The 20,701-nt window shown below is 66.5% G+C and carries 13 protein-coding genes; 7 read left to right on the plus strand and 6 right to left on the minus strand.

All coding sequences use genetic code 11. The annotated features are described in order from the left end of the window. Positions 1 to 11 precede the first annotated feature (11 nt). Positions 12 to 1,625, plus strand: a complete 1,614-nt coding sequence (locus tag AC5P9N_RS00765) for an alpha-glucosidase (RefSeq protein WP_099484961.1) — start codon at positions 12 to 14, stop codon at positions 1,623 to 1,625. A 284-nt stretch (positions 1,626 to 1,909) separates the two neighbouring features. Here the strand turns inward: AC5P9N_RS00765 and AC5P9N_RS00770 are convergent, their stop codons facing one another. Both AC5P9N_RS00770 and AC5P9N_RS00775 read right to left on the minus strand, forming a co-directional pair. Then, positions 1,910 to 4,666, minus strand: coding sequence for a TonB-dependent receptor (locus AC5P9N_RS00770; RefSeq protein WP_164094157.1), 2,757 nt, complete (start codon positions 4,664 to 4,666; stop codon positions 1,910 to 1,912). A 216-nt stretch (positions 4,667 to 4,882) separates the two neighbouring features. Beyond that, positions 4,883 to 6,934 carry a glycoside hydrolase family 97 protein gene (locus tag AC5P9N_RS00775; protein WP_099484962.1) on the minus strand — a complete coding sequence of 684 codons (2,052 nt, stop codon included), beginning with the start codon at positions 6,932 to 6,934 and terminating at the stop codon, positions 4,883 to 4,885. Positions 6,935 to 7,171: 237 nt separating this feature from the next. On the opposite strand from AC5P9N_RS00775, the gene AC5P9N_RS00780 reads away from it, so the two are divergent. From AC5P9N_RS00780 to AC5P9N_RS00800, 5 genes are all read left to right on the plus strand, one after another. Further along, the gene (locus tag AC5P9N_RS00780) at positions 7,172 to 9,364 is read left to right on the plus strand and encodes a glucosidase family protein (protein ID WP_099484963.1); all 2,193 of its coding nucleotides are present in this window, start codon (positions 7,172 to 7,174) and stop codon (positions 9,362 to 9,364) included. Next, complete coding sequence (locus tag AC5P9N_RS00785) at positions 9,361 to 10,848, plus strand: MFS transporter (RefSeq protein ID WP_012479383.1); 1,488 nt, start codon at positions 9,361 to 9,363, stop codon at positions 10,846 to 10,848. Before AC5P9N_RS00780 ends, AC5P9N_RS00785 begins: the two co-directional genes overlap by 4 nt. Further along, positions 10,848 to 12,563, plus strand: a complete 1,716-nt coding sequence (locus tag AC5P9N_RS00790) for an alpha-amylase family glycosyl hydrolase (protein ID WP_099484964.1) — start codon at positions 10,848 to 10,850, stop codon at positions 12,561 to 12,563. The genes AC5P9N_RS00785 and AC5P9N_RS00790 overlap by 1 nt, the downstream gene beginning before the upstream one ends. Before the next feature lie 121 nt (positions 12,564 to 12,684). Further along, the gene (locus tag AC5P9N_RS00795) at positions 12,685 to 13,071 is read left to right on the plus strand and encodes an SseB family protein (protein ID WP_043034169.1); all 387 of its coding nucleotides are present in this window, start codon (positions 12,685 to 12,687) and stop codon (positions 13,069 to 13,071) included. Positions 13,072 to 13,213: 142 nt separating this feature from the next. Next, on the plus strand, positions 13,214 to 13,546 hold the full coding sequence (locus AC5P9N_RS00800) for a hypothetical protein (RefSeq protein ID WP_033833424.1): 333 nt from the start codon (positions 13,214 to 13,216) through the stop codon (positions 13,544 to 13,546). Here AC5P9N_RS00800 and AC5P9N_RS00805 read toward each other — a convergent pair. The 4 genes from AC5P9N_RS00805 to AC5P9N_RS00820 all read right to left on the minus strand — a co-directional run bounded on the left by AC5P9N_RS00805 (position 13,536) and on the right by AC5P9N_RS00820 (position 19,745). After that, entirely contained in the window at positions 13,536 to 13,937 is a 402-nt protein-coding gene (locus AC5P9N_RS00805) for a hypothetical protein (protein ID WP_227860021.1), read from the minus strand. The two genes, AC5P9N_RS00800 and AC5P9N_RS00805, sit on opposite strands and share 11 nt — an antisense overlap. A gap of 146 nt (positions 13,938 to 14,083) precedes the next feature. Continuing rightward, on the minus strand, positions 14,084 to 17,668 hold the full coding sequence (locus AC5P9N_RS00810) for an ABC transporter permease/M1 family aminopeptidase (RefSeq protein WP_099484965.1): 3,585 nt from the start codon (positions 17,666 to 17,668) through the stop codon (positions 14,084 to 14,086). A 12-nt stretch (positions 17,669 to 17,680) separates the two neighbouring features. After that, positions 17,681 to 18,583 (minus strand): ABC transporter ATP-binding protein, encoded by a 903-nt coding sequence (locus tag AC5P9N_RS00815; protein WP_099480397.1) that lies wholly within the window; start codon positions 18,581 to 18,583, stop codon positions 17,681 to 17,683. Positions 18,584 to 18,713: 130 nt separating this feature from the next. Further along, positions 18,714 to 19,745 carry a LacI family DNA-binding transcriptional regulator gene (locus AC5P9N_RS00820; RefSeq protein ID WP_059033478.1) on the minus strand — a complete coding sequence of 344 codons (1,032 nt, stop codon included), beginning with the start codon at positions 19,743 to 19,745 and terminating at the stop codon, positions 18,714 to 18,716. Between the two features lie 292 nt (positions 19,746 to 20,037). On the opposite strand from AC5P9N_RS00820, the gene AC5P9N_RS00825 reads away from it, so the two are divergent. Next, a complete protein-coding gene (locus AC5P9N_RS00825) occupies positions 20,038 to 20,610 on the plus strand; it encodes a single-stranded DNA-binding protein (RefSeq protein ID WP_043034165.1) in 573 nt (190 codons plus the stop codon). Positions 20,611 to 20,701 lie beyond the last annotated feature (91 nt).

Raw genomic sequence — 20,701 nt, forward strand, 5'->3', positions numbered from 1 at the left:
GGGGGCTGTCGATGTCGCACTATCCATGGTGGCGCGGAGCCGTCATCTACCAGATCTACCCGCGCAGCTACCTCGATGCCAACGGCGATGGCGTGGGCGACCTGCCGGGCATCATCCAGCGCCTGGACCATATTGCCGCGCTGGGCGTGGACGCGATCTGGATCTCGCCGTTCTTCAAGTCGCCGATGGCCGACTTCGGCTACGACATCGCCGACTATCGCGACGTCGACCCGCTGTTCGGCAGCCTGGCCGACTTCGACCGTCTACTGGCCAAGGCGCACGACCTGGGCCTGAAGGTGATGATCGACCAGGTGTTGAGCCATACCTCGATCGAGCACGCCTGGTTCCGCGAGAGCCGCCAGGACCGCAGCAATCCGAAGGCCGACTGGTACGTCTGGGCCGACCCGCGCGAGGACGGCACCCCGCCCAACAACTGGCTGTCGCTGTTCGGCGGCGGCGCCTGGCAGTGGGAACCGCGCCGTGAGCAGTACTACCTGCACAACTTCCTGGTCGACCAGCCGGACCTGAACTTCCACAACCCGGACGTGCAGCAGGCCACCCTGGACAATGTGCGGTTCTGGCTGGACCGCGGCGTGGACGGCTTCCGCCTGGATGCGATCAACTTCTGCTTCCACGACGCGCAGCTGCGCGATAACCCGCCCAAGCCGGCGGACAAGCGCGTGGGCCGCGGCTTCAGTCCGGACAACCCGTACGCCTACCAGTACCACTTCTACAACAACACCCAACCGGAGAACCTGCCATTCCTGGAGCAGCTGCGCGCGCTGCTGGATGAGTATCCGGGCGCGGTGAGCCTGGGCGAGATCTCGTCGGAAGACTCGCTGGCCACCACCGCCGAGTACACCCAGGACGGCCGCCTGCACATGGGCTACAGCTTCGAGCTGCTGGTGGACGACTACAGCGCGGCCTACATCCGCGACACGGTCTCGCGGCTGGAAGCGGCGATGACCGAAGGCTGGCCGTGCTGGGCGGTTTCGAATCACGATGTGGAACGCGCGGTCAGCCGCTGGGGCGGCTATCCGGCCGATCCGCGCCTGGCGCGGATGCTGGTGGCGATGCTGTGCTCGCTGCGCGGCTCGGTGTGCCTGTACCAGGGCGAGGAGCTGGGCCTGGCCGAGGCCGAGGTGCCGTTCGAGGCGCTGCAGGACCCGTATGGCATCACCTTCTGGCCGAATTTCAAGGGCCGCGACGGTTGCCGTACCCCGCTGCCGTGGACCGACGCTCCGCTGGCTGGCTTTACCTCCGGCACGCCCTGGCTGCCGATCCCGGCCGAGCACCGGGCGGCGGCGGTGGCCGTGCAGGAGCGCGACCCGCACTCGGTCCTGGCGGCGTTCCGCGCCTTCCTGGCCTGGCGGCGTAGCCAGCCGGCGCTCCTGCATGGCAGCATCCGGTTCATCGAAAGCGCCGAGCCAGTGCTGCTGTTCGAGCGTATGCTTGCAGATGAAACCCTCCTGCTGGCCTTCAACCTGTCGGCCGAAGCGGTGAGCCATCCGCTGCCGCCGGGCAACTGGCAGCAGGTGGCGGTGCCGGGCCCGGATGCGGGCACGGTGCAGGGCAATGAACTCCAGCTGCCGCCGCGCGCGGTGTATTGCGCCCGACGCAGCTGACCGTTTTCTCCGGTGGCGGTACTTGCGGGGACGGGGCCGAAGCGCCCCGTCCCTTTTTTGTGGGTGGGATTGCGGTGAAGGGCATCCACGCATGGCGTGGATCTACCGGGATGGCGCTTATCCACGCATGGCGTGGATGGACTTTGCCGCCCCCTGGCCGGCATTCGCGCAAAAGAAAACCCGCTGCCTGCGCAGCGGGTTTCCGGTCCTGCTCCCTGTTTTCTGTTGCCGGCCAGCGGCCGGCACTACCGAGTCCGGGGCGCCGGGCAGGGCCCGGCGCGACCTCAGAACTTGTAGTTCACGCCCAGCATGTAGGTGCGGCCCCACTCGATGTACTCCAGCGGGCGGTCCTTGCTGCCGGCGTAGGTGCGGTACGGCTCGTTGGTCAGGTTACTGCCCTGCAGCAGCAGGGTCAGCCCCCGCAGGGCGCTGCTGTCGCTGAAGGTGTAGCTGACCTGCGCATCGGTCACGTTTTCGCCCACCACGTAGCGCAGGCTGCGATTGCCGTTGAAATTGCCGATCTCACCGATGAAGTCCGAACGTCGGCGCTGGCTCACGCGTGCCTCAAAGCCGCTGCGCTCGTAATAGGCGGTGAAGTTGTACACGCGCTTGGACAGACCCGGCAGGCTGATCGGGTCACTGCCCACGCTGGACGCGCTTTCCGGATCCAGGATGGTGATGTCGCTCTTGTTGAAGGTCGCGCTGGCCTGCACGCCGAAGCCACGCAGGCTGTCGGTCAGCATGTCCAGCGGGAACGATGCGGTCAGCTCCAGGCCCTTCAGCGTGCCGCCCTTGCCGTTCTGCGGCGCGGAGAAGGTGCCGGTGGTCAGCACCGGTGCGGTCATGCCCGGCGGCGGTACGTAGCTGCCCAGCAGCGCGGTGAAGTCGTAGTTGTCCACCGACTGGGTGTAGACGTAGCTTTTCAGGTCCTTGTAGAAGATCGCGGCGGCCACGTAGGCCTTCTCGCCGAAGTACTTCTCATAGGACAGGTCCAGTGCGGTGGCGCGCCACGGGTCCAGCAAAGGGTTGCCGCCACTGCCACCGGGGCGGCCGGTGCCGGTATCCACGCCGAACTCCAGGCCGGCACGCATCTGGTCCACGCGCGGCCGCGCAACCTGCTTGGCGGCGGCAAAGCGCAGCGTCTGCTGGTGCGGGAACATGAAGGCCAGGTTCAAGCTCGGCAGCCAGTCGTTGTACTTGCGGCCTGCGGAGTAGGGCTGGATGTTGCTGCCAGCCGGCTGCGAGCTGTCCCAGTAGCGCGAATCCGAGCTCTGGTCGGTGCGCTGCATCTGCACGCCGATGTTGCCGCGCACGCCGACCACGCCGATGTCGGTGTTGATGTTCAGGCGCGCCCACGCGGTGGTGATCTTTTCCTGCACCGTCCACGACTTGGGAATCAGGTAGTCCAGGTTGTCGACCGGGTTGAAGGTCATGTAGCGACCGACCGCGGCCGGCACGTTCCAGGCCGGGATGGTGCCGAGGCCGGCGAAGCTCAGGTCGACCGGGCGGTACTGCAGGTCCGAGGCGATGTTGGCATCACCCTGTGCACCGAGCAGGATGTTGCCTTCGGACTGGGTCTTCACCTTGCGGCGGTCGGCATAGTTCACGCCGATGTCGAGGTCTGGCGCCCACGAGGCAATGGCCTCGGGCAGCGCAATCGTCGCGGCCAGCTTGCCGCCCTTCAGGCGGTCTTCCACCTGCGGCACCTTGCCGTAGCCGGAACCGTAGATGGTGTTGGTCAGGAACAGCGTGTCGGGATTGGAGTAGTTCAGGCCCGGGTTGATCTGCGAGAAGCCGTTCTGGCGGATCGACACGCCGACCGTGTCCAGCTGCGGCATCGGGGTCAGCTGCAGGTTGTTTTCCAGGTTCAGCTCAGCGCGCGTGGCCTTGGAGTAGTTCAGGTCGGCGACCAGCTTGACGCCGCCGAAGTTGAACTCGTTGTTCCAGCCGAACGCATCGATCTTGTCCTTGCGCTTGTTGTACATGCCGCGCACCAGCGGATACACGCCGCTGGCGGTGCCGCCGGTGAACGAGCCGTTGGCGTTGATCTGCGGGTTGCTGACCAGCAGGCCCGGGGTGTAGTTGCCGTTGTAGTTGCTGAGGTTCAGCTCGAACTGGTTGGCGGTGTCGATCTGCTCGGCTTCGGTGTGGAACGCATCGAAGGTGCTGGTCCAGCTGTTGTTCGGCCGGAACTGGATCGTGGCCATCACGCCGTCGCGCTTGTTGTTGCCGGTGCGGCGCAGCGCCTTGATGCCATCGGAGAAGTAGGTGCCGGCGCCCACGCCCGGGCGCTCGCCCTTGTCGGTGTGTTCGGTGGTCCACGGTTCGTACAGGCCGACCTGGTTCTCCTGGATCGGCATGTCGCTGTGCGCGTAGCCGATGGCAATGCCCAGGGTCTTGTCCAGGAACTGGTCGATGTAGCTGGCGCTGAAGCGGTTGCCGTACGGATCGACGTTGGCGGCGCGGCCCAGCGAACTCTTCTGGTAGCGGCCGCTGACCGCGATCACGCGCTCGCCGAAGCTGAGCGGGCGCGCGGTCTGCATGTCGATGGTGCCCGACAGGCCCTGGCCGACCAGCGCCGCGTCCGGGGTCTTGTACACCGTCACGCCGTTGACCAGCTCGGACGGGTACTGGTCGAACTCGACACCGCGGTTGTCGCCGGTGCTGACCACTTCACGGCCATTGAGCAGGGTGGTGGCGAAGTCCGGCGACAGGCCGCGCACGCTGATCACCTGCGCACGGCCGGCCACGCGCTGGGCGGCCAGGCCGGGCAGGCGCGAGATGGATTCGGCGATGCTGACGTCGGGCAGCTTGCCGATGTCTTCGGCGGAAATCGCCTCGACCACCGAGGTGGCGTCCTGCTTGACCGCGATCGCGTTCTCGATGCCGCGGCGGATGCCGGTGACCTGCACCGTATCCAGGTTGGTGGCGGCGGTGGTGGCCGGCGTGGTGGTGCTCTGCGTGGACTGTGCCGACGCCAGCGTCGGCGCCAGCACAACGGCCAGCGCGAGACTCAGCGCACTGCGCTTGTGGTTCAACATTTTCCCCTCCCAGGCAATGTTGCAGATCGATTTGTGAGCGTTCCGGCGGTGCCGTGAACGTGCGACGCGGTGGCCGCTGTCGTCGCCGCTATGGTAGGCAGCGCGTTCTTCGCGGGAATCACCCTGCATACGTATTCAATGGCGTTTGCAGGGGTGTAATCGCTTTCAGATCCTGCTTGCGGTGGTGCCGGCCAGCGGCCGGCACTACCGGGGCATTCACAGCGGCGTGAAGCGAATGGCCTGGCCACCGCCTGGTGCCAGCACCAGCGTCAGTGCATCGGCGCTGGTCACCTCGCGGGTTTCGCGTGCGAACGCGAACGGGTTGCTGCGGAAATCGGCGCCTTCACCATCACGGTAGATCTCGGCGCGATAGCGCACGCTTGGCTCCAGGAAGCCCAGCGGTACCGGCAGCACGCGGCCGTGTTCGTCGGTGATGCTGCCGAGGAACCAGTCGCGGCTGTTGCGGTCACGGCGCACGATCGTCACGTAGTCGCCCACTTCGCCATCGAGCACGCGGCTCTGCTCCCAGTCCACCGCCACGTCCTCGATGAAGCGGAATGCCTCGCGGTGCTGCAGGTAGTGCTCGGGCAGGTCGGCGGCCATCTGGATCGGGCTGTACAGCACCACGTACAGCGCCAGCTGGCGGGCCAGCGTGCTGGGGATGGCCTGGCCGTGGCGGCCCTTCAGGCTGAGGATGCCGGGGGTGTAATCCATCGGCCCGGCCAGCATGCGGGTGAACACCAGGTTGACCTCGTGCTCCGGCGGGTTCGGCGGCTGGCCCCAGGCGTTGTACTCCATGCCGCGCGCGCCTTCGCGCGAGATCCAGTTGGGGTAGGTGCGGCGCAGGCCGGTGTCCTTGATCGGCTCATGCGGGTTCACCGACAGGTGCCGGCGCGCAGCCTCCTGCACCACCTTCAGATGGTGGCGGGCCATGAACTGCCCGTCGTGCCACTCGCGCCACAGCGGGCCCCCCGTGGGATTGCGGCGGTCGACCTGGCCGTCGTCACAGACGTAGCCGGTCTTGAACTGGTCCACGCCCAGCCGTGCGTACAGGTCCAGCGCGGCGCCCAGCTGATCCTCGTAGTGCTCGATGGCGCAGCCGGTTTCATGGTGGCCGATCAGGTGCACACCCTTTTTCAGGCCATATGCCGACAGCGCTTCAATGTCGAAATCGGGCGTGGCCCGGGTGAAATCGAAGTCGTAGCCGTTGCCCACCCACATGCCGTCCCAGCCCGGATTCCAGCCCTCCACCAGCACGCCGCGGAAGCCATGCGCGGCGGCGAAGTCGATCACCTTCTTCGTCTTGGCGGTGGTGGCCGCGTGCTTCGGCCCCGTGGCCCAGCTCTCGTTGTCCAGGTGCATCGACCACCACACGCCCACGTACTTGGCCGGCTTCACCCAGCTCACATCGCCCAGCGCATTGGGCTCGTTGAGGTTGAGGATCAGGTCCGATTCGACCAGGCCACCGGCACGGTCTGCGATCTGCAGCGTGCGCCAGGGCGTGGCGAAGGGCAGGGCACGACGCACCTTCCAGCCTTCGGCCGAGGGTGACAGCTGCGCGCGCAGGCGTTGTCCCTCGGTGCGCCGCAGCCACATGCCGGCGTAGTCCACCAGAGCGGCCTCGTGAATGGCCACATGCAGGCCATCGCGGCTGCGCACGGTCATCGGCGTATGCACCAGCGGCACCTCGCGCAGCGGCGTGCGCTGGTACAGATATTCGTAGTGGATCGGCTCGCCGGCGGGGATCCACCAGGCGGTGGATTCAGGCGCGATGGCGAACTCGGTCAGTTCGTCATCGATGATCGCCTCGTGCAGGTTCGGCTGTTCGGGGAACACATAGCGGAAGCCCAGGCCATCGTCGTAGGCGCGGAACACCACATCCAGCCGACGCTTGCTGCCGGTGGTTTCGGCCAGCTGCACGGTCAGCTCGTTGAAGTGGTTGCGGGTGAGCCGGCGCTCGCCCCACGGCTGCTCCCAGCTGTCGTCGACGCTGCGCCGCTGCTGGCCAAGCAGGGCGAAATCGCGGTCCAGGCGGCCGTCGCGCAGGGCGAAGCCGAGCCTCGAATCCTCCACCACGGGTTCGCCGAAACGCTCGACGCGGTAGCGGGCGGTGCCGCCGTCCAGCACCAGGCTGACCTTGAGCACCTTGCCGGGTGATTCGACGCTGACGACCTGTGGCGCGGCCTGTGCCAGCGTGGCCAATCCCAGCAGGGCCACGCCGAGCATGTGCGCGAACAGTGCGCGTACAACCGTGTGTGGCATCGGCATTTCCCCTCCCAAGGCGCCGTTGGCAGACCCGGACCATAAGCCAGCGCAGCAGGCGCGCTACCGCGTGGCGCCATGAATACGTATGCAGCTGGACGCAGCCGACAGCCCCGCGTCTACCATGGGGCCAAGGCACCTTGAGGGAGGGGCCGCGCCCGCCCGCCGGCAACGACGGTGCGGACCTACAACGCGTGCAGAGAGGGAGGGAGGCCGACGGGCGCAAGCCGGTCCGCCGCTTCGATGCTGAAGATCATTTGCCTGACCGCTGCCCTGGGGGCAGCGCTGGGATCGACCGCGCAGGCGGCCGACCTGCAATTCGACGGCCGCCATGCGCGCGCCGAAGCCGCTGCCAACGGCAGCTTCGTGCTGCATGCGCCGAAGGGCGCAGTGCAGATCGCAGCCGCACCGATGCGCAGCCAGACCGGCAGCGTGATGTTCGACGCGTTGTTCGCGCTGGCCCAGCAGGAGATGGACCAGGACCGCGTGGACGCGATTCGCGATCCCGCGTTCGACGAAGGCCGACCGGTGCCGTGCGAGTGTTTCCAGACCGGCGCGCGCTGGCCCTATGTGTGGACCCGCGATGTCAGCTTCGCCGCCGATCTGGCGCTGGCGCGGCTGGACCCGCAGCGCACCCGGCAGTCGCTGCAGTTCAAGCTGTCGGCGGCGCGCGACGGGCACACGCCCGGCCTGTTCGTGGCGCAGGACACCGGTTCCGGTGGCAGCTGGCCGATCAGCAGCGATCGCGTGGTGTGGTTCCTGGCGGCACGTCATCTGCTGGAGGATCGCGCGTTTGCCGACCAGATCTGGCAGGCGCTGCAGGGCACGCTGGCGCAGGACCGCGCAATGGTGTTCGACGCGCAGGTGGGCCTGTACCGTGGCGAGACCTCCTTCCTGGACTGGCGCGAGCAGACCTATCCGGACTGGACCCGCGAGGACGTGCGCTTCATCGGTGATTCCTACGCACTGTCCACCAACGTGCTGCACTACCAGGCACTGCGCCTGGCCGAACGCCTGGCCGGCCAGCACGGCGACGCCCGCGCGGCCGACTACAAGGCGTGGGCCGATGCGTTGGCGCAGCAGATCGATGCGCGCTTCTGGCGCGAGGATATCGGCCAGTACATGAGCTACATCGGCGAAGCCGCGCACCCGGTGCCGTACGCCAAGGTCGATCTGCTGGGCCTGTCGCTGGGCATCCTCGCCGGGGTGCTGCCGCCCGAGCGCGCGCGCCGTGCACTGGCTGCTTACCCGATGGGGCCAGCCGGCAGCCCCGTGGTCTGGCCGCAGGAAGCGCAGCAGCCGATCTACCACAACCGTGCGATCTGGCCGTTTGTCAGCGCGTACTCGCTGCGTGCGGCGCGGCAGCTGGACGATGCGCCGCGCATCGCCGCCGAGATCCGTTCGCTGATGCGGGGCGCCGCGCTGGCCGGTTCCAACATGGAGAACTACGAGCTGGTGAGCCAGGCCGTGCATGTCGAGGAAGGCGCGCTGAGCGGCCCGGTGGTCAACTCCGAACGCCAGCTGTGGTCGGTGGCCGGGTATCTGTCGATGGTGGTCGAAGGCGTGTTCGGCGTGCAGGTCGATGGCCGTGTGCAGCCCAAGCTGCCGGCCGCGCTGGTGCCGGAACTGTTCGGCACGCAGCGCAGCATCAGCCTGGAAGTCACTGGCAAGCGCTATGTGCTGGAGCGTCCGCAGAGCGTGGGCGATGGCTTGCTGGTGGCGGGCAGGACCACCACACGCGGCACGACCACCACGGTGCAGCTGGTGACTGCCCCGGCAGCAACAGGCTTCGCTGCCACGACTGCGGATGCCAACGCGCGTGCGCCCGCAACACCGGCGGCACCGCAGGCCCTGCGCAGGGGCACGGGTTGGAACGTTCCGGTGCAAGCCGGGCAGGTTCTGTGGAAGGACGGCAGGGCCGTCGTCGCCAGCAATGGCCAGGTGCAGATCAGCGACGATGGGCTGCAGCATTGCCTCAGCCTGACCCGACGCGAAGGCGCGTTGGAATCGCTGCACAGCCCAATGGTCTGCGTCGGTCCGCAGCAGGTGCTGAAGGGTGCGCAGCGCTGGCCGTTCACCTCGGCCAAGGCCGGGCAGGTTCGCCTGCGCCTGCAATATCGAAACCCGAACGGGCCGATCAACACTGGCGTCACGGCTGCGGTCAAGCAGCTGGTGCTGCAGTGCCCGGGCCAGCCGTTGCAGCGGCATACGGTCACGCTGCCGCACAGCGTGGCCGTGCAGGACTCGACCTCGACAACATTCACGGTGCCAAAGGGGCAGTGCACGGTCGCGCTTGAAGAGGGCTTCAACATGAGCGCGCTTGAACATTTCGCGCACTACACCGGGGGCAAGGGCGGCCGCGAAGGCGTGCTCAACCAGGCCCAGGTGCAGGCGCTGACGGTGGCGCCGGTGGCGATGGAAGAGGGTGCACGATGAATCGTCCCGCCAAACCGCAGCTGTCGTTCTGGCAGATCTGGAACATGTGTTTCGGCTTCCTCGGCATCCAGTTCGGGTTCGCCCTGCAGAACGCCAACGCCAGCCGCATCTTCGAGACGCTGGGTGCGGACATCGACGCGGTACCCGGGCTGTGGATTGCCGCGCCGCTGACCGGCCTGCTGGTGCAGCCCGTGATCGGTTACCTGTCCGACCGCACCTGGACCCGCTGGGGTCGCCGTCGTCCGTACTTCATGATCGGTGCGGTATTGACCACGCTGGCGCTGCTGGTGATGCCGAACTCGCCGACGCTGTGGATCGCGGCCGGCACGCTGTGGGTGCTGGATGCCTCGATCAACGTATCGATGGAGCCGTTCCGTGCCTTTGTCGGCGACCAGCTGGCGCCACGCCAGCGTCCGGCCGGCTACGCGATGCAGAGCTTCTTCATCGGCGTGGGCGCCATCGTCGCCAGCTTCCTGCCATTCATCCTGGCCCACTTCGGCGTCGCCAACACCGCGGCCGCCGGGGAAGTGCCCGACACTGTGCGCTATGCGTTCTACTTCGGCGCGGTGGTACTGCTCGCGGCGATCACCTGGACGGTGGTCAGCACCCGCGAATATTCACCGGCGGAGCTGGCCGGGTTCGATGATGCCGAGCCGCCGGAACATCACGCGGCGGCCGCGATCAACGGCCCGGCTTCATGGACGCGGGTGACCCTGTGGCTTGGGTTGGGTGTGTTGTTGGCGCTGCTGATCACCTGGCGGCAAGGCGACAGGATGCTGTACGTGCTGGCAGGCCTGTGCGCCGGCTACGGCCTGCTGCTGGCGGCCGCGCGCGCGCTGCCGGCCACGCATATGCTGGCCGCCATCGTCGGCGACCTGCGCGCGATGCCGGTCACCATGCGCCGCCTGGCGTGGGTGCAGTTCTTCTCGTGGTTCGCGCTGTTCGCCATGTGGATCTACACCACCGCTGCGGTGGCCGGTACCCACTTCGGTTCGACCGATCCACAGTCGGCCGCCTACAACGAAGGTGCCAACTGGGTGGGCGTGCTGTTTGGCGCCTACAACGGCTTTGCTGCGCTGGCGGCGGTGCTGATTCCGCCGATGGTGCGTGCGATCGGCCTGCGCTGGAGCCACCTGGTCAACCTGTGGCTGGGCGGCGCCGGCCTGGTCTCGCTGATGTTCATCCGCGACCCGCACTGGCTGCTGCTGTCGATGGTGGGTGTGGGCTTTGCCTGGGCCTCGATCCTGTCGTTGCCGTATGCACTGCTGTCCGACAGCGTGCCGGCGTCGAAGATGGGTGTGTACATGGGCATCTTCAATTTCTTCATCGTGATTCCGCAGCTGGTAGCGGCCAGTGCGCTTGGCTTTGCCCTGCGCGCATGGCTGGGTGGCCAGCCGATGCATGTGCTGGTGCTGGGCGGCTGCAGCCTGTTCCTGGCCGGCCTGTGCGTGCTGCGGGTTCCGTCCCGTCCGGAGGTGGTGTGATGCGTGGTGTCCTGGCTGTTGCTGTTTCCCTTGCCCTGTTCGCCGGCCAGGCCGCGGCCGCGCCGCGCCCGGACTACGTCGGCACCACCGAGCCGTTCGCCAGCGATGCGGTGTACTTCGTGGTCACCGACCGCTTTGTCAACGGTGATCCGTCCAACGACCATCGTGACCAGGGTGGCGCGCACCGCACCTTCGATATCCCGGTGCCGTGCCCGGACAAGGTGGACGGCAACATCGGCTATCTCGGCGGCGACTTCCGTGGCGTGCTCGACAATGCGCAGTACATCCGCAACCTGGGCTTCGGTGCGGTGTGGATCACGCCCATCGTCGACAACCCGGACGAGGCCTTTACCGGCAGCAAGCCGATCAGCTGCACCAGCACGCTGACCGACCGCGGCAAGACCGGTTACCACGGCTACTGGGGCATCAATTTCTACAAGCTCGACGAGCACCTGCCGAGCAGGGACCTGGACTTCGCCGGGCTGACCAAGGGCCTGCACGGTGCTGGCTTGAAGGTGGTGCTGGATATCGTAGGCAACCACGGTTCGCCGGCCTGGACCATGCCGACACGGCAGCCGCAGTTCGGGCAGATCTTCGACAAGGACGGAAAACTGATTGCCGACCACCAGAACCTGCCACCGCAGAAACTGGATCCGAAGCACAACCCGTTGCACGCGTTCTACAACAACATCGGTCCGGTCGACAGCAAGGACGGCTCGATCTTCGACGGCAATCTGGCCGAGCTGTCGGACTTCAACCAGGACAATCCGGCGGTGATGGACTACCTGGTCGGCGCCTACCTGCAGTGGACCGCGCAGGGCGTGGACGCGTTGCGCATCGACACCATCGGCTGGCTGCCGCACCCGTGGTGGCATGAATTCGTCAAGCGCATCCGCGCCGAGCATCCGGGCATGTTCATGTTCGGCGAAGCGTTCGACTACGATGCCGCGCGCATCGCCGAGCACACCTGGCCCGCCAACGCGAACGTGAGCGTGCTCGATTTCCCATTGCGCGGCGCGCTGGAGCAGACCTTCGGCACCGCCAACAAGGGCTTCGAGACCCTGGCCGAGCCGCTGCACCTGAGCGGCGGACCGTACGCCAACCCGTACGAGCTGATGAGCTTCTACGACAACCACGACATGCCGCGCCTGCAGGCCAGCGACGATGGCTTCATCGATGCGCACAACTGGCTGTTCAGCGCGCGCGGCATTCCGGTGGTCTATTACGGTTCGGAGACGGGCTTCATGCGTGGCCGTGCCGAGCATGCCGGCAATCGTGCGTACTTCGGCCAGCCGCGTGTGGATGCGGCGCCGAAGAGCCCGATCTTCGCGCCGCTGCAGCGTATCGCCAGGCTGCGCGAAGCCACCCCGGCGCTGCAGCGCGGCCTGCAGGTGAACGAGCGCCTGCAGGGCGATGAGGCAGTGTTCTTGCGCGTGCTGCAGCATGGCGAGGTGGCGCAGACCGCGCTGGTGCTGCTGAACAAGGGCGACCACGCCAGGACCCTCACCGTGGCGCGTTTCGTCCAGTCCGGCCGCTGGCGCGATGCGCTGGACGGCGGTTCGTTGCAGGTGAACGGTCCGCTGAAGGCCGACGTGCCCGCGCACGGCGTGAAGGTCTATGTGCTGGACGCTGCCGTGCAGCAGCCGGCGCTGCAGGCCGAGCTGGACAAGGCGATGGCCGACCAGAAGGCGCGGGACCAGCATCTGGGGCGGTAGTGCCGGCCGCTGGCCGGCAGCCCCGGATTCCGGGTACCTGCAGCTGCCGGCCAGTGGCCGGCACTACCGGGTTTGGCCGCATCCGGCACAATAGGCACCCCTCACGCCCCGCCGTATCGCCATGACCGACCTCGCCCCGCAGACCCCGATCGAAACCCTGCTGAAGGCGGCGATGGACGGGGCGGTGCCGATCCGCACCTTCATGGAAGCCTTCGTCGCTTCCGAGGTAGTGCTGCTGACCGGCAGCCTGGTCACCCCGGACGGCAGCGGCTTCGACCCGCTGCTGTTCGACAAACAGGGCACCCTGCATGTGGCGGTGTTCACCGATCCGTCGCGGGTGGGCGTCTACAGCCAGCAGGCCGAACACCAGATCCGCTGGCTGATGCTGGACGTGCTGCGCCGCGTGCCGGGTGGCTACGGCGTGGTGATCAACCCGGGTACTTCGCTGGGCTTTGAGATCTCGCCCAGCGGCGTTGGCGAGATCCTGAAGGACTTCGCCCAGGGTTGATTGTCATGTAGAGCCGAGCCCATGCTCGGCTGCCGTTCGCGCAATGCCGGATCAGTCGAGCACGGCTCGATACTACAGAGAGCTTCTCTTCGGGCACCGTACGTGATCCCCTTTGGACAACATCGGCATCGAGGCTCTCTCCATGGAATTCAGCGAATCACCCGCCGATGCACCGGCACGATCACGCCATTCCCGCTCGGCCCTGATCTTCCTGATCGCGGCGATCGCTGCCGCGCTGGTGTCCATGCCCCTGCTGCGCGCGGTGGGCATGGTGCTATGGCCGGTGTTCGTCATTGCCTGGCTGATCAACCTGGGCGCGGCCTGGCATCTGGCCCAGTGGGCGCGCCAGCAGCGCCGTTCGGCGTGGGCATTCGGGTTGCCGGCGGCGCTCGGTACCGTCGCCTCGATCGTGGTCTATGTGCTGCTGGCGTTGCTGGGGCCGAAGGCCAGGCCTCAGCCGGAAATCACCGGCTGAGTGCTTCGTTCCACTCGTTCCACAGGACACCGTCCACGGCGGTGAGCAGTGTCTGCTGGACCTCGATCAGCGTGTTCATCTCATCCAAAACCGCCTCCAGGTCGGTGATTGAGATCTCGAATCTGGCCGTGCACTGGCTCATGGCATGTACGTGTCCAGTGCCATGCGCTAGCTCGATGGCTTCCTGGAGGACATGGGGCGCGTCGTTGAGAGAGAGCCGCAGGCGAACGTCTTCATCGCCCGTAATGAGAACACTGTTCCCATCCAGCTCCAATTCGAGCTCAAGACCACAGTCGGCCAATACCTCGGCTGCCCAGTTCACTGATGCGGAGATTCCGTGTGCGGCGAAGTAGATATGGCTGGATGTCATCGCGGCCTCTCGAAGGTTCACGGAGAGTATCGCTTGCCTTGAAATGGAATCTGGTGGTGTCCCTGCATCTCTGGCCAATCAGGAATTTAAATGACGCAATTGGGCGTGGCATGTCGTTTCTGTCTGCAGCAGTGATGCCAGCCATTTGACTGGCACCACCGCATACCTCACATCGTTACCTTGCGCCGGTTGTCATCGCTCACCCGGTCGATCAGCTTGTTGTACGGGTCGAAGCCCGCTTCATCCGGCTTTTCGTCCACCGTTACCGTGATCTTCGGATCGGCGCTGGTGATGTGGTGGCGCTGCAGGTACAGCACCTTCTGGTCGCGCTCCTTGCCCGACGGCCCATTGGCGAACACGCCGACCTCGACCCAGTCATCCATCTTTCCGTCGCTCTCCTTGCCCTTGCCGTCGGCGTACTGCTTGGCGGCGTGCAGGTCCAGGGTCACGTCGTAGCGGCCGTCATCGCGCTTGCGGGCGCTGGCGGCCATCACGCGGTTGTCGTAGAAGCTGATCTTCTCGAACAGGTCGGTGACCAGCTGCTGGCGGTCGGCCGGGGTCTCGGCGCGGATGTAGTCCAGCAGCTCGCGTGAGGTGGTGTACGGCGGTTGCTGGTACCCCTTGTCCTGCAGGAAGCGCTTCAATGCGCGGTTAAGCGCCTGCTCGCCGATCTCCTCGCGCAGCCGGTAGAACACCAGCGAACCCTTCTGGTAGTGGATGTACTGCTGGTTCTCCACACGTTCCAGCGGCTGTTCCTCGATGGCCTCGCCGCCGCGGCCGGACAGGTAGCCGTCCAGTTCGCGCTTGAGGAACTGGCGCATGTGCTGGCGGCCGTACTCCTGCTCCATCACCATCAGTGCCGAATACTGCGACAGCGATTCGGACAGCACCGTCGCGCCCTGCACGTTGGCACCGATCACCTGGTGCGCCCACCACTGGTGTGCGATCTCGTGCGCGGTTACGTAGAACACGTAGTCCACCTTGTCCGGGTCACGCAGGTCGGCGATGAAACCGATGGCCTCGGAGTAGGGGATGGTGTTGGCGAACGACTGCGCGAAGCGGGCATAGCCCGGGAACTCGATGATGCGTACCTGGCGGTGCTGGTACGGGGTGAAGTTCGCTTCGTAGTAGGCCAGCGACTTCTGCACCGCTTCGATCATACGGTCCACGTTGTAGCCGTGCGCCGGGTCGAAGTAGACCTCCACCGGGATGTTCTTGTACTTCGCCCTGCGCACCTCCCAGCGTGCCGACAGGTAGGCGTAGAAGTTCAGCATTGGCCGGTCCATGGCGTAGCTGAAGCAGCGCCGGCCATTTACCGTGGTCTCCTTCAGAAGGTAGCCCGGCGCCAACGCCACCTGGTCCGGTGCCGTGCAGACCGTGGTGCGGAAGTCGAGCCAGTCGGCATCGTGGGCTATGTACGTGTTGGCACGCGCGGCTTCGTCTTCCAGCTTGGGCATGCGCCGCGGCTCACCCAGGTTGCGCTTGCGCCGCTCGTTGCGGTCGCTGATCTCGGCGCCTTCGTTGTAGCCGAACGACGGCAGTACACGGCTGTTGAAGAAGGTGCCGTTGTCGACGATGTTGCTTGGTGCCTGGCCCGCGGTGATGCCGTTGGGCTTCTGCACCACCCGGAAATGCACGCTGCGGGTTTCACCCGGTTGCAGCGGTTTCTGCAGGCGGTAGATGCGGTAGCCGAGATCGGCGTCATGCATCGAAAGTGTCTGCCCACCCAGGTCGACCGCGACCAGCTGCTTGTCATCGCCCATCGAGACGTGCACGTCCTGGATCGGCGTGGCGTGGGTATTGCGCACCGTCCAGTTCGCATCGATCACCATCGACTGCGATTCGGGGAACAGGTCCACGCGGTTGTCCACCGCCACGATGCGGGGCTGCGGCAGGTTGCGGTACTTCGACAGCTCGCGCTCGTAGCGGGCCTGCAGGTCCAGCTGTTGATCCGGGGAAAGGAACTCGTTGCGGATGTTGGTGCTCCAGTACAGCCAGCCGCCCACGGCGACAAAGGCCAGGGCGGCCACTGCGGCGAAGGCACCGGTCGGGCCGCGCAGGCGACGGCCGGCCAGGGCCAGGCGCTGGCGCAGGCTCTGGCTGACACCTCGTACCCAGAAGGCCGACGCCAGGCACATCAAGGTCAGCAGGAACAGCGCCCAGTAGCCCTGGAACGCCAGTTGCCCGGTCAGGAAGTGGCCGTAGCCGTTCATGTCCGAATAGGGCGCGTTGGGCCAGCTGCCGAAGTTGTACAGGTTCTGCGTGTAGTCGAGCAGGCCGAGCACGCCCTGGCCGATCATCACCACGATCAGCAGCGCATAACCGATGAACTTGTTGTTGGTGAGCACCTGCAGCACCAGCGCCAGGCCCCCCATCAGGATGTAGACCACCGAATCCAGCGCCAGGCTGCGCAGGTACAGCAGCGGCTCCAGATGCGTGTAGCCCTTGGCCAGCTGCACGCCCATCGCCGCCAGCGCGCCGGCGGCCTGGAAGCAGATGATCACGGCCAGCAGTGCGGTGAACTTGGCCAGCAGCGGCACCCAGTTCGGCACCGGCATGGCATCGGTCACTTCATTGATGCGCGCACTGCGTTCCTTCCAGACCAGCTCACCGGCGAAGAACAGCACGATGATCACCAGCAGCCAGCTGAAGGCCCCCTGCAGGCCCATGATCATCTGCGAGGTGACCGGCCAGATCGAGGTGCCGTACAGAGTCTGTCGGAACAGCGCGCTGGGCAGGAAGTTGGCCAGGCCCAATACCAGCAGCACGATGAACGGCACGCTGCGCAGGACGCCGCGTGTATCGAAGCGGACCTGGCGCAGGAACTGCTGCCACGCCGTGCTGGCAGTGAACGCCGGTATCACGCGCGGCAGTGTCGCGCGGGTGGGGCGGACCACGCTGGCATCGGCAGCCGGTTGCGCCTGCCTGCGGCCCCAGCGCGGACGGCCACTGCCGCTGCGTTCGGTGCGGAACAGCGCGAAGGTGGCGGCGAACAGCGCGGCAGCCACGCCCAACCACAGGGCGCGGTTGGCCAGCAGGTAACCGGCCAGCTCGGGAATCCCGTCGTTGCGTTCGGCAGTGGACCAGTAGCGGATGGTACGGCCGAGTGCGCGCATGCCCAGCGGTTCGCTCAGCACCGCGATCCACGTATTGTCGATGTCGCGCAGCAGGGCCGCGCTGGCGCCGTACAGGACCAGGTAGGCCACCAGGCCGATGTAGACCCACAGGATCGAGCGGGTCAGCGCTGCCAGCAGCGACAGCAGTGCGGTGGTGAACAACAGGTTCGGAATGACGATGACCGCGAACGTCCAGGCATAGCCCTGCCAGCTGATCGGGCCCATGCGCACGGGATCGACCCAGGGCATGAACGGCGCCAGCCACAGGCCGAACGCGATCAGGATGTAGACCAGCAGCCCGGCCGCCAGGGCGGCAGCGATGCGCCCGGCCAGGTAATCGCGGCGCTTCACCGGGCTGGCGAAGATCAGTTCGGCAGTGCCGAGTTCGAAGTCACGCAACAGCGCGTTGCTGACGAACAGCGCGGTGACCAGCATGCCGAGCAGGGTGAAGATGCCCAGCATCTGCGCGATCACGGTGGGCGCGTTGCTGTGCACGTTGCCGGCGCCGCCACCGATCTGCACGGCGTCGCTGGAGGCGGCGGCGAAGGCAAGCAGGGCGAACAGCCCGGCCAGCAGCCACAGCAGCGGGGAACGCAGCTGCTCGCGCAGTTCGAAGCGGAAGAAATTGAAGATCATGGCGTGCTCCGCTCAGGCTGCCGCGCGGGCACGGGCCTGCAGGCGCAGGCGCTGGAAGTACACGTCCTCGAGGTCGGGAGCCACGGCCGCGAAGCCGTCGCCAGGGTCGTTGGTGCTGTGCACGTGGATCACCGGGCGGCCACCGACCAGGCGGGTCGACAGCACCACATAGCGCGCTTCGTGGTCGGCCAGTTCCGAAGGATCGACCTGCTTGCGCCAGACCTGGTGCTGCAGGGCGTCGATGGCATCGGCCGGGCGCCCGGTCAGCAGCACCTGGCCTTTGTTCATGATCGCCATCGTCGGGCACAGATCGGTCACGTCCTCGACGATGTGGGTGGAGAGGATCACCGCCACGTTCTCGCCGATCGCCGCCAACAGGTTGAGGAAGCGGTTGCGTTCTTCCGGGTCGAGGCCGGCGGTGGGTTCATCGACGATCACCAGCCGCGGGTCACCCAGCAGCGCCTGGGCAATGCCGAAGCGCTGGCGCATGCCACCGGAGTAGGTGCCCAGCTTGCGCTTGCGCGCGTCCCACAGGTTCACCTGCTGCAGCAGCCCATCGACCACCTCGCGGCGCTGCGCGCGCTGGGTCAGGCCCTTGAGCACTGCGAAATGCTCCAGCAGGTCCAGCGCGCTGACTTTCGGGTACACGCCGAAATCCTGCGGCAGGTAGCCCAGCCGGCGGCGCACCGCGTCCTTGTCGCGCAGTACATCGATCGGTGCCTCGCCTGGAATGGTGAGTGTCGCCGCGCCACTGTCGGCCTCCTGCAAGGTGGACAGCGTGCGCATCAGCGACGACTTGCCGGCGCCGTTCGGGCCGAGCAGGCCGAACATGCCGCGCGGGATGTCCAGGCTGACGTTGTTGAGGGCGTGCACGCCATTAGCGTACGTCTTCGACAGCGAATCGATCTTCAGCATGTGACGTACACCTTTCCATGGGCGATGTCTGCGCGTTATCCGCGCATCAGCGTCCGTGCGCATCCGCCGTTGGTCATGGGGGGGAGAATCCGGCCGTCGTGCGTTGGTAGGGGCGCCGGCCCTGCGGTGCCTACCCGCGCAGCGACGATTCCCGCGCCACCAGCTTCACCGGGATGCTCTGGCTGTCCACCGGCTGCCGCCCGATCAGGGCCAACAGGCGTTCCACCAGCAGCTGCCCGGCCTGCTTGGTGTCCTGCTGCACGGTGGTCAGCGCCGGGGACACCGAAGCCGCCAGCGGGATGTCGTCAAAGCCGGTCACCGCCACGTCCTGTGGCACCCGCAGCCCGGCCTCGCGCAGGGCCCGCATCGCGCCGATGGCGATCAGGTCGCTGGCGGCGCAGATCGCATCGATCGGTTCACCGCGTGCCAGCAGCGCCTGGCAGGCTTCCTGGCCCGACGCCTCGGTGGTGATCGCATCGTGCTGCAGTGCCGGTTCGGCGGCCAGGCCGTGGTCCTGCAGGGCCGCGACATGGCCGCGGTAGCGCTCCTGGAACTCGGGGTAATGGCTGGAGGCATGGCCGAGGAAGGCGATGCGGCGGCAGCCCTGCTGTAACAGGTGGGTGGTGATGTCATGCCCGCCCTGGAAGTTGTCGCTGCCGATCGACACGCCGGGCTGGCCGGGCAGCGCGGCGCCCCAGCGCACGAAGTGCGTGCCCTGTTCAACCAGCCGCTGCAGGCGATCGCGCGATTCGTGGTAGTCGCCGTAGCCGAGCAGGATGATGCCGTCGGCTTTGTTGCTGTCCTCGTAATCGGCCTGCCAGTCGGTGGACAGCTGCTGGAACGAGACCAGCAGGTCCTGCCCGTGCAGGGCGCAGGCGCGGGTGATCGAGCCGAGCATCGAATGGAAGAACGGGTTGATCAGCGAGTCGTCGTTGGTCGGGTCCTCGAAGAACAGCAGGGCCAGGGTGCCGGCATTGCGCAGGCGCAGGCTGGAGGCGTTCTTGTCGACCTTGTAGTTCAGCTCGCGGGCGATGCGCAGGATGCGCTCGCGGGTCTCGGCGTTGACCATCGGGCTGCCACGCAGGGCCCGCGACACGGTCGGCTGGGAGACCCCGGCCAGGTGGGCGATGTCCAGGGAGGTGGCTTTGCCTTTGATCGTCATGGGAACGCGGGAGGGGGCAGGGGGAGGAGCTTGGGCATGATGCCATGGGCAGACGCCAATGCCCCTCCGGATGTCCACCGAAGCGAGGGTAAGTCATTGCCGGACAAGGAAATCAGTTCAATCCTCCTGCGCGGCCGGGGTCTTCTGACCGGGCGGATGGCGGCGGCAATGCTAAGATGCATCGTTCTCGCATTCCCCCAAATTTCAACAGGGGCGGCCTCGCCTACTGCACCCCCGCCCGGGGCTGTGCTATCACTGGCGGTCTGCCCCTGGACAACGGACGAAGGTACCTATGGCGCGCGGCATCAACAAAGTCATCCTGGTCGGCAATCTCGGCAACGACCCGGACGTGAAGTACACCCAGGGCGGCATGGCGATCACCCGCATCAGCCTGGCCACCACCAGCGTCCGCAAGGACAAGGATGGCAACCAGCAGGAGCGCACCGAGTGGCACCGCGTGGTGTTCTTCGGCAAGCTCGGCGAGATCGCCGGCGAGTACCTGCGCAAGGGTAGCTCGGTCTACGTCGAAGGCAGCCTGCGCTACGACAAGTACACCGGCCAGGACGGCGTGGAGAAGTACTCCACCGACATCATTGCCGATGAAATGCAGATGCTGGGCGGCCGCGGTGAAGGCGGCGGCGGCGGTGGTGGCAACTACGGCGGCGATCGTCCGCAGCGCCAGCAGGCGCCGCGCCAGGAGTACGGCGGCGGTGGCGGCGGTCAGCGTGGTGGCCAGGGTGGCGGCTATGGCAACCAGGGCGGCAACCAGGGCGGCGGTTACGGCAACCAGGGTGGCAACCAGCGTCCGCAGCCGCAGCAGGCGCCGCCGATGGATGACTTCGCTGACGACGATATTCCGTTCTAGCGAATACTAGATCAATAGTGGTGATATAGCTTCGAGGAAGGCCCTGTTTTTACAGGGCTTTTCTTTTTTCTACGCTGACTTGCGTAGTCGA

This window comes from Stenotrophomonas sp. YJH_SMC_6 (assembly GCF_059371335.1).

What these genes read in the sequence shown, in the direction of transcription:
- AC5P9N_RS00765 (WP_099484961.1), top strand. Translation starts at nt 12, where the DNA reads ATGTCGCACTATCCATGGTGGCGCGGAGCCGTCATCTACCAGATCTAC.
- AC5P9N_RS00770 (WP_164094157.1), bottom strand. Translation starts at nt 4,666, where the DNA reads ATGTTGAACCACAAGCGCAGTGCGCTGAGTCTCGCGCTGGCCGTTGTG.
- AC5P9N_RS00775 (WP_099484962.1), bottom strand. Translation starts at nt 6,934, where the DNA reads ATGCCGATGCCACACACGGTTGTACGCGCACTGTTCGCGCACATGCTC.
- AC5P9N_RS00780 (WP_099484963.1), top strand. Translation starts at nt 7,172, where the DNA reads ATGCTGAAGATCATTTGCCTGACCGCTGCCCTGGGGGCAGCGCTGGGA.
- AC5P9N_RS00785 (WP_012479383.1), top strand. Translation starts at nt 9,361, where the DNA reads ATGAATCGTCCCGCCAAACCGCAGCTGTCGTTCTGGCAGATCTGGAAC.
- AC5P9N_RS00790 (WP_099484964.1), top strand. Translation starts at nt 10,848, where the DNA reads ATGCGTGGTGTCCTGGCTGTTGCTGTTTCCCTTGCCCTGTTCGCCGGC.
- AC5P9N_RS00795 (WP_043034169.1), top strand. Translation starts at nt 12,685, where the DNA reads ATGACCGACCTCGCCCCGCAGACCCCGATCGAAACCCTGCTGAAGGCG.
- AC5P9N_RS00800 (WP_033833424.1), top strand. Translation starts at nt 13,214, where the DNA reads ATGGAATTCAGCGAATCACCCGCCGATGCACCGGCACGATCACGCCAT.
- AC5P9N_RS00810 (WP_099484965.1), bottom strand. Translation starts at nt 17,668, where the DNA reads ATGATCTTCAATTTCTTCCGCTTCGAACTGCGCGAGCAGCTGCGTTCC.
- AC5P9N_RS00815 (WP_099480397.1), bottom strand. Translation starts at nt 18,583, where the DNA reads ATGCTGAAGATCGATTCGCTGTCGAAGACGTACGCTAATGGCGTGCAC.
- AC5P9N_RS00820 (WP_059033478.1), bottom strand. Translation starts at nt 19,745, where the DNA reads ATGACGATCAAAGGCAAAGCCACCTCCCTGGACATCGCCCACCTGGCC.
- AC5P9N_RS00825 (WP_043034165.1), top strand. Translation starts at nt 20,038, where the DNA reads ATGGCGCGCGGCATCAACAAAGTCATCCTGGTCGGCAATCTCGGCAAC.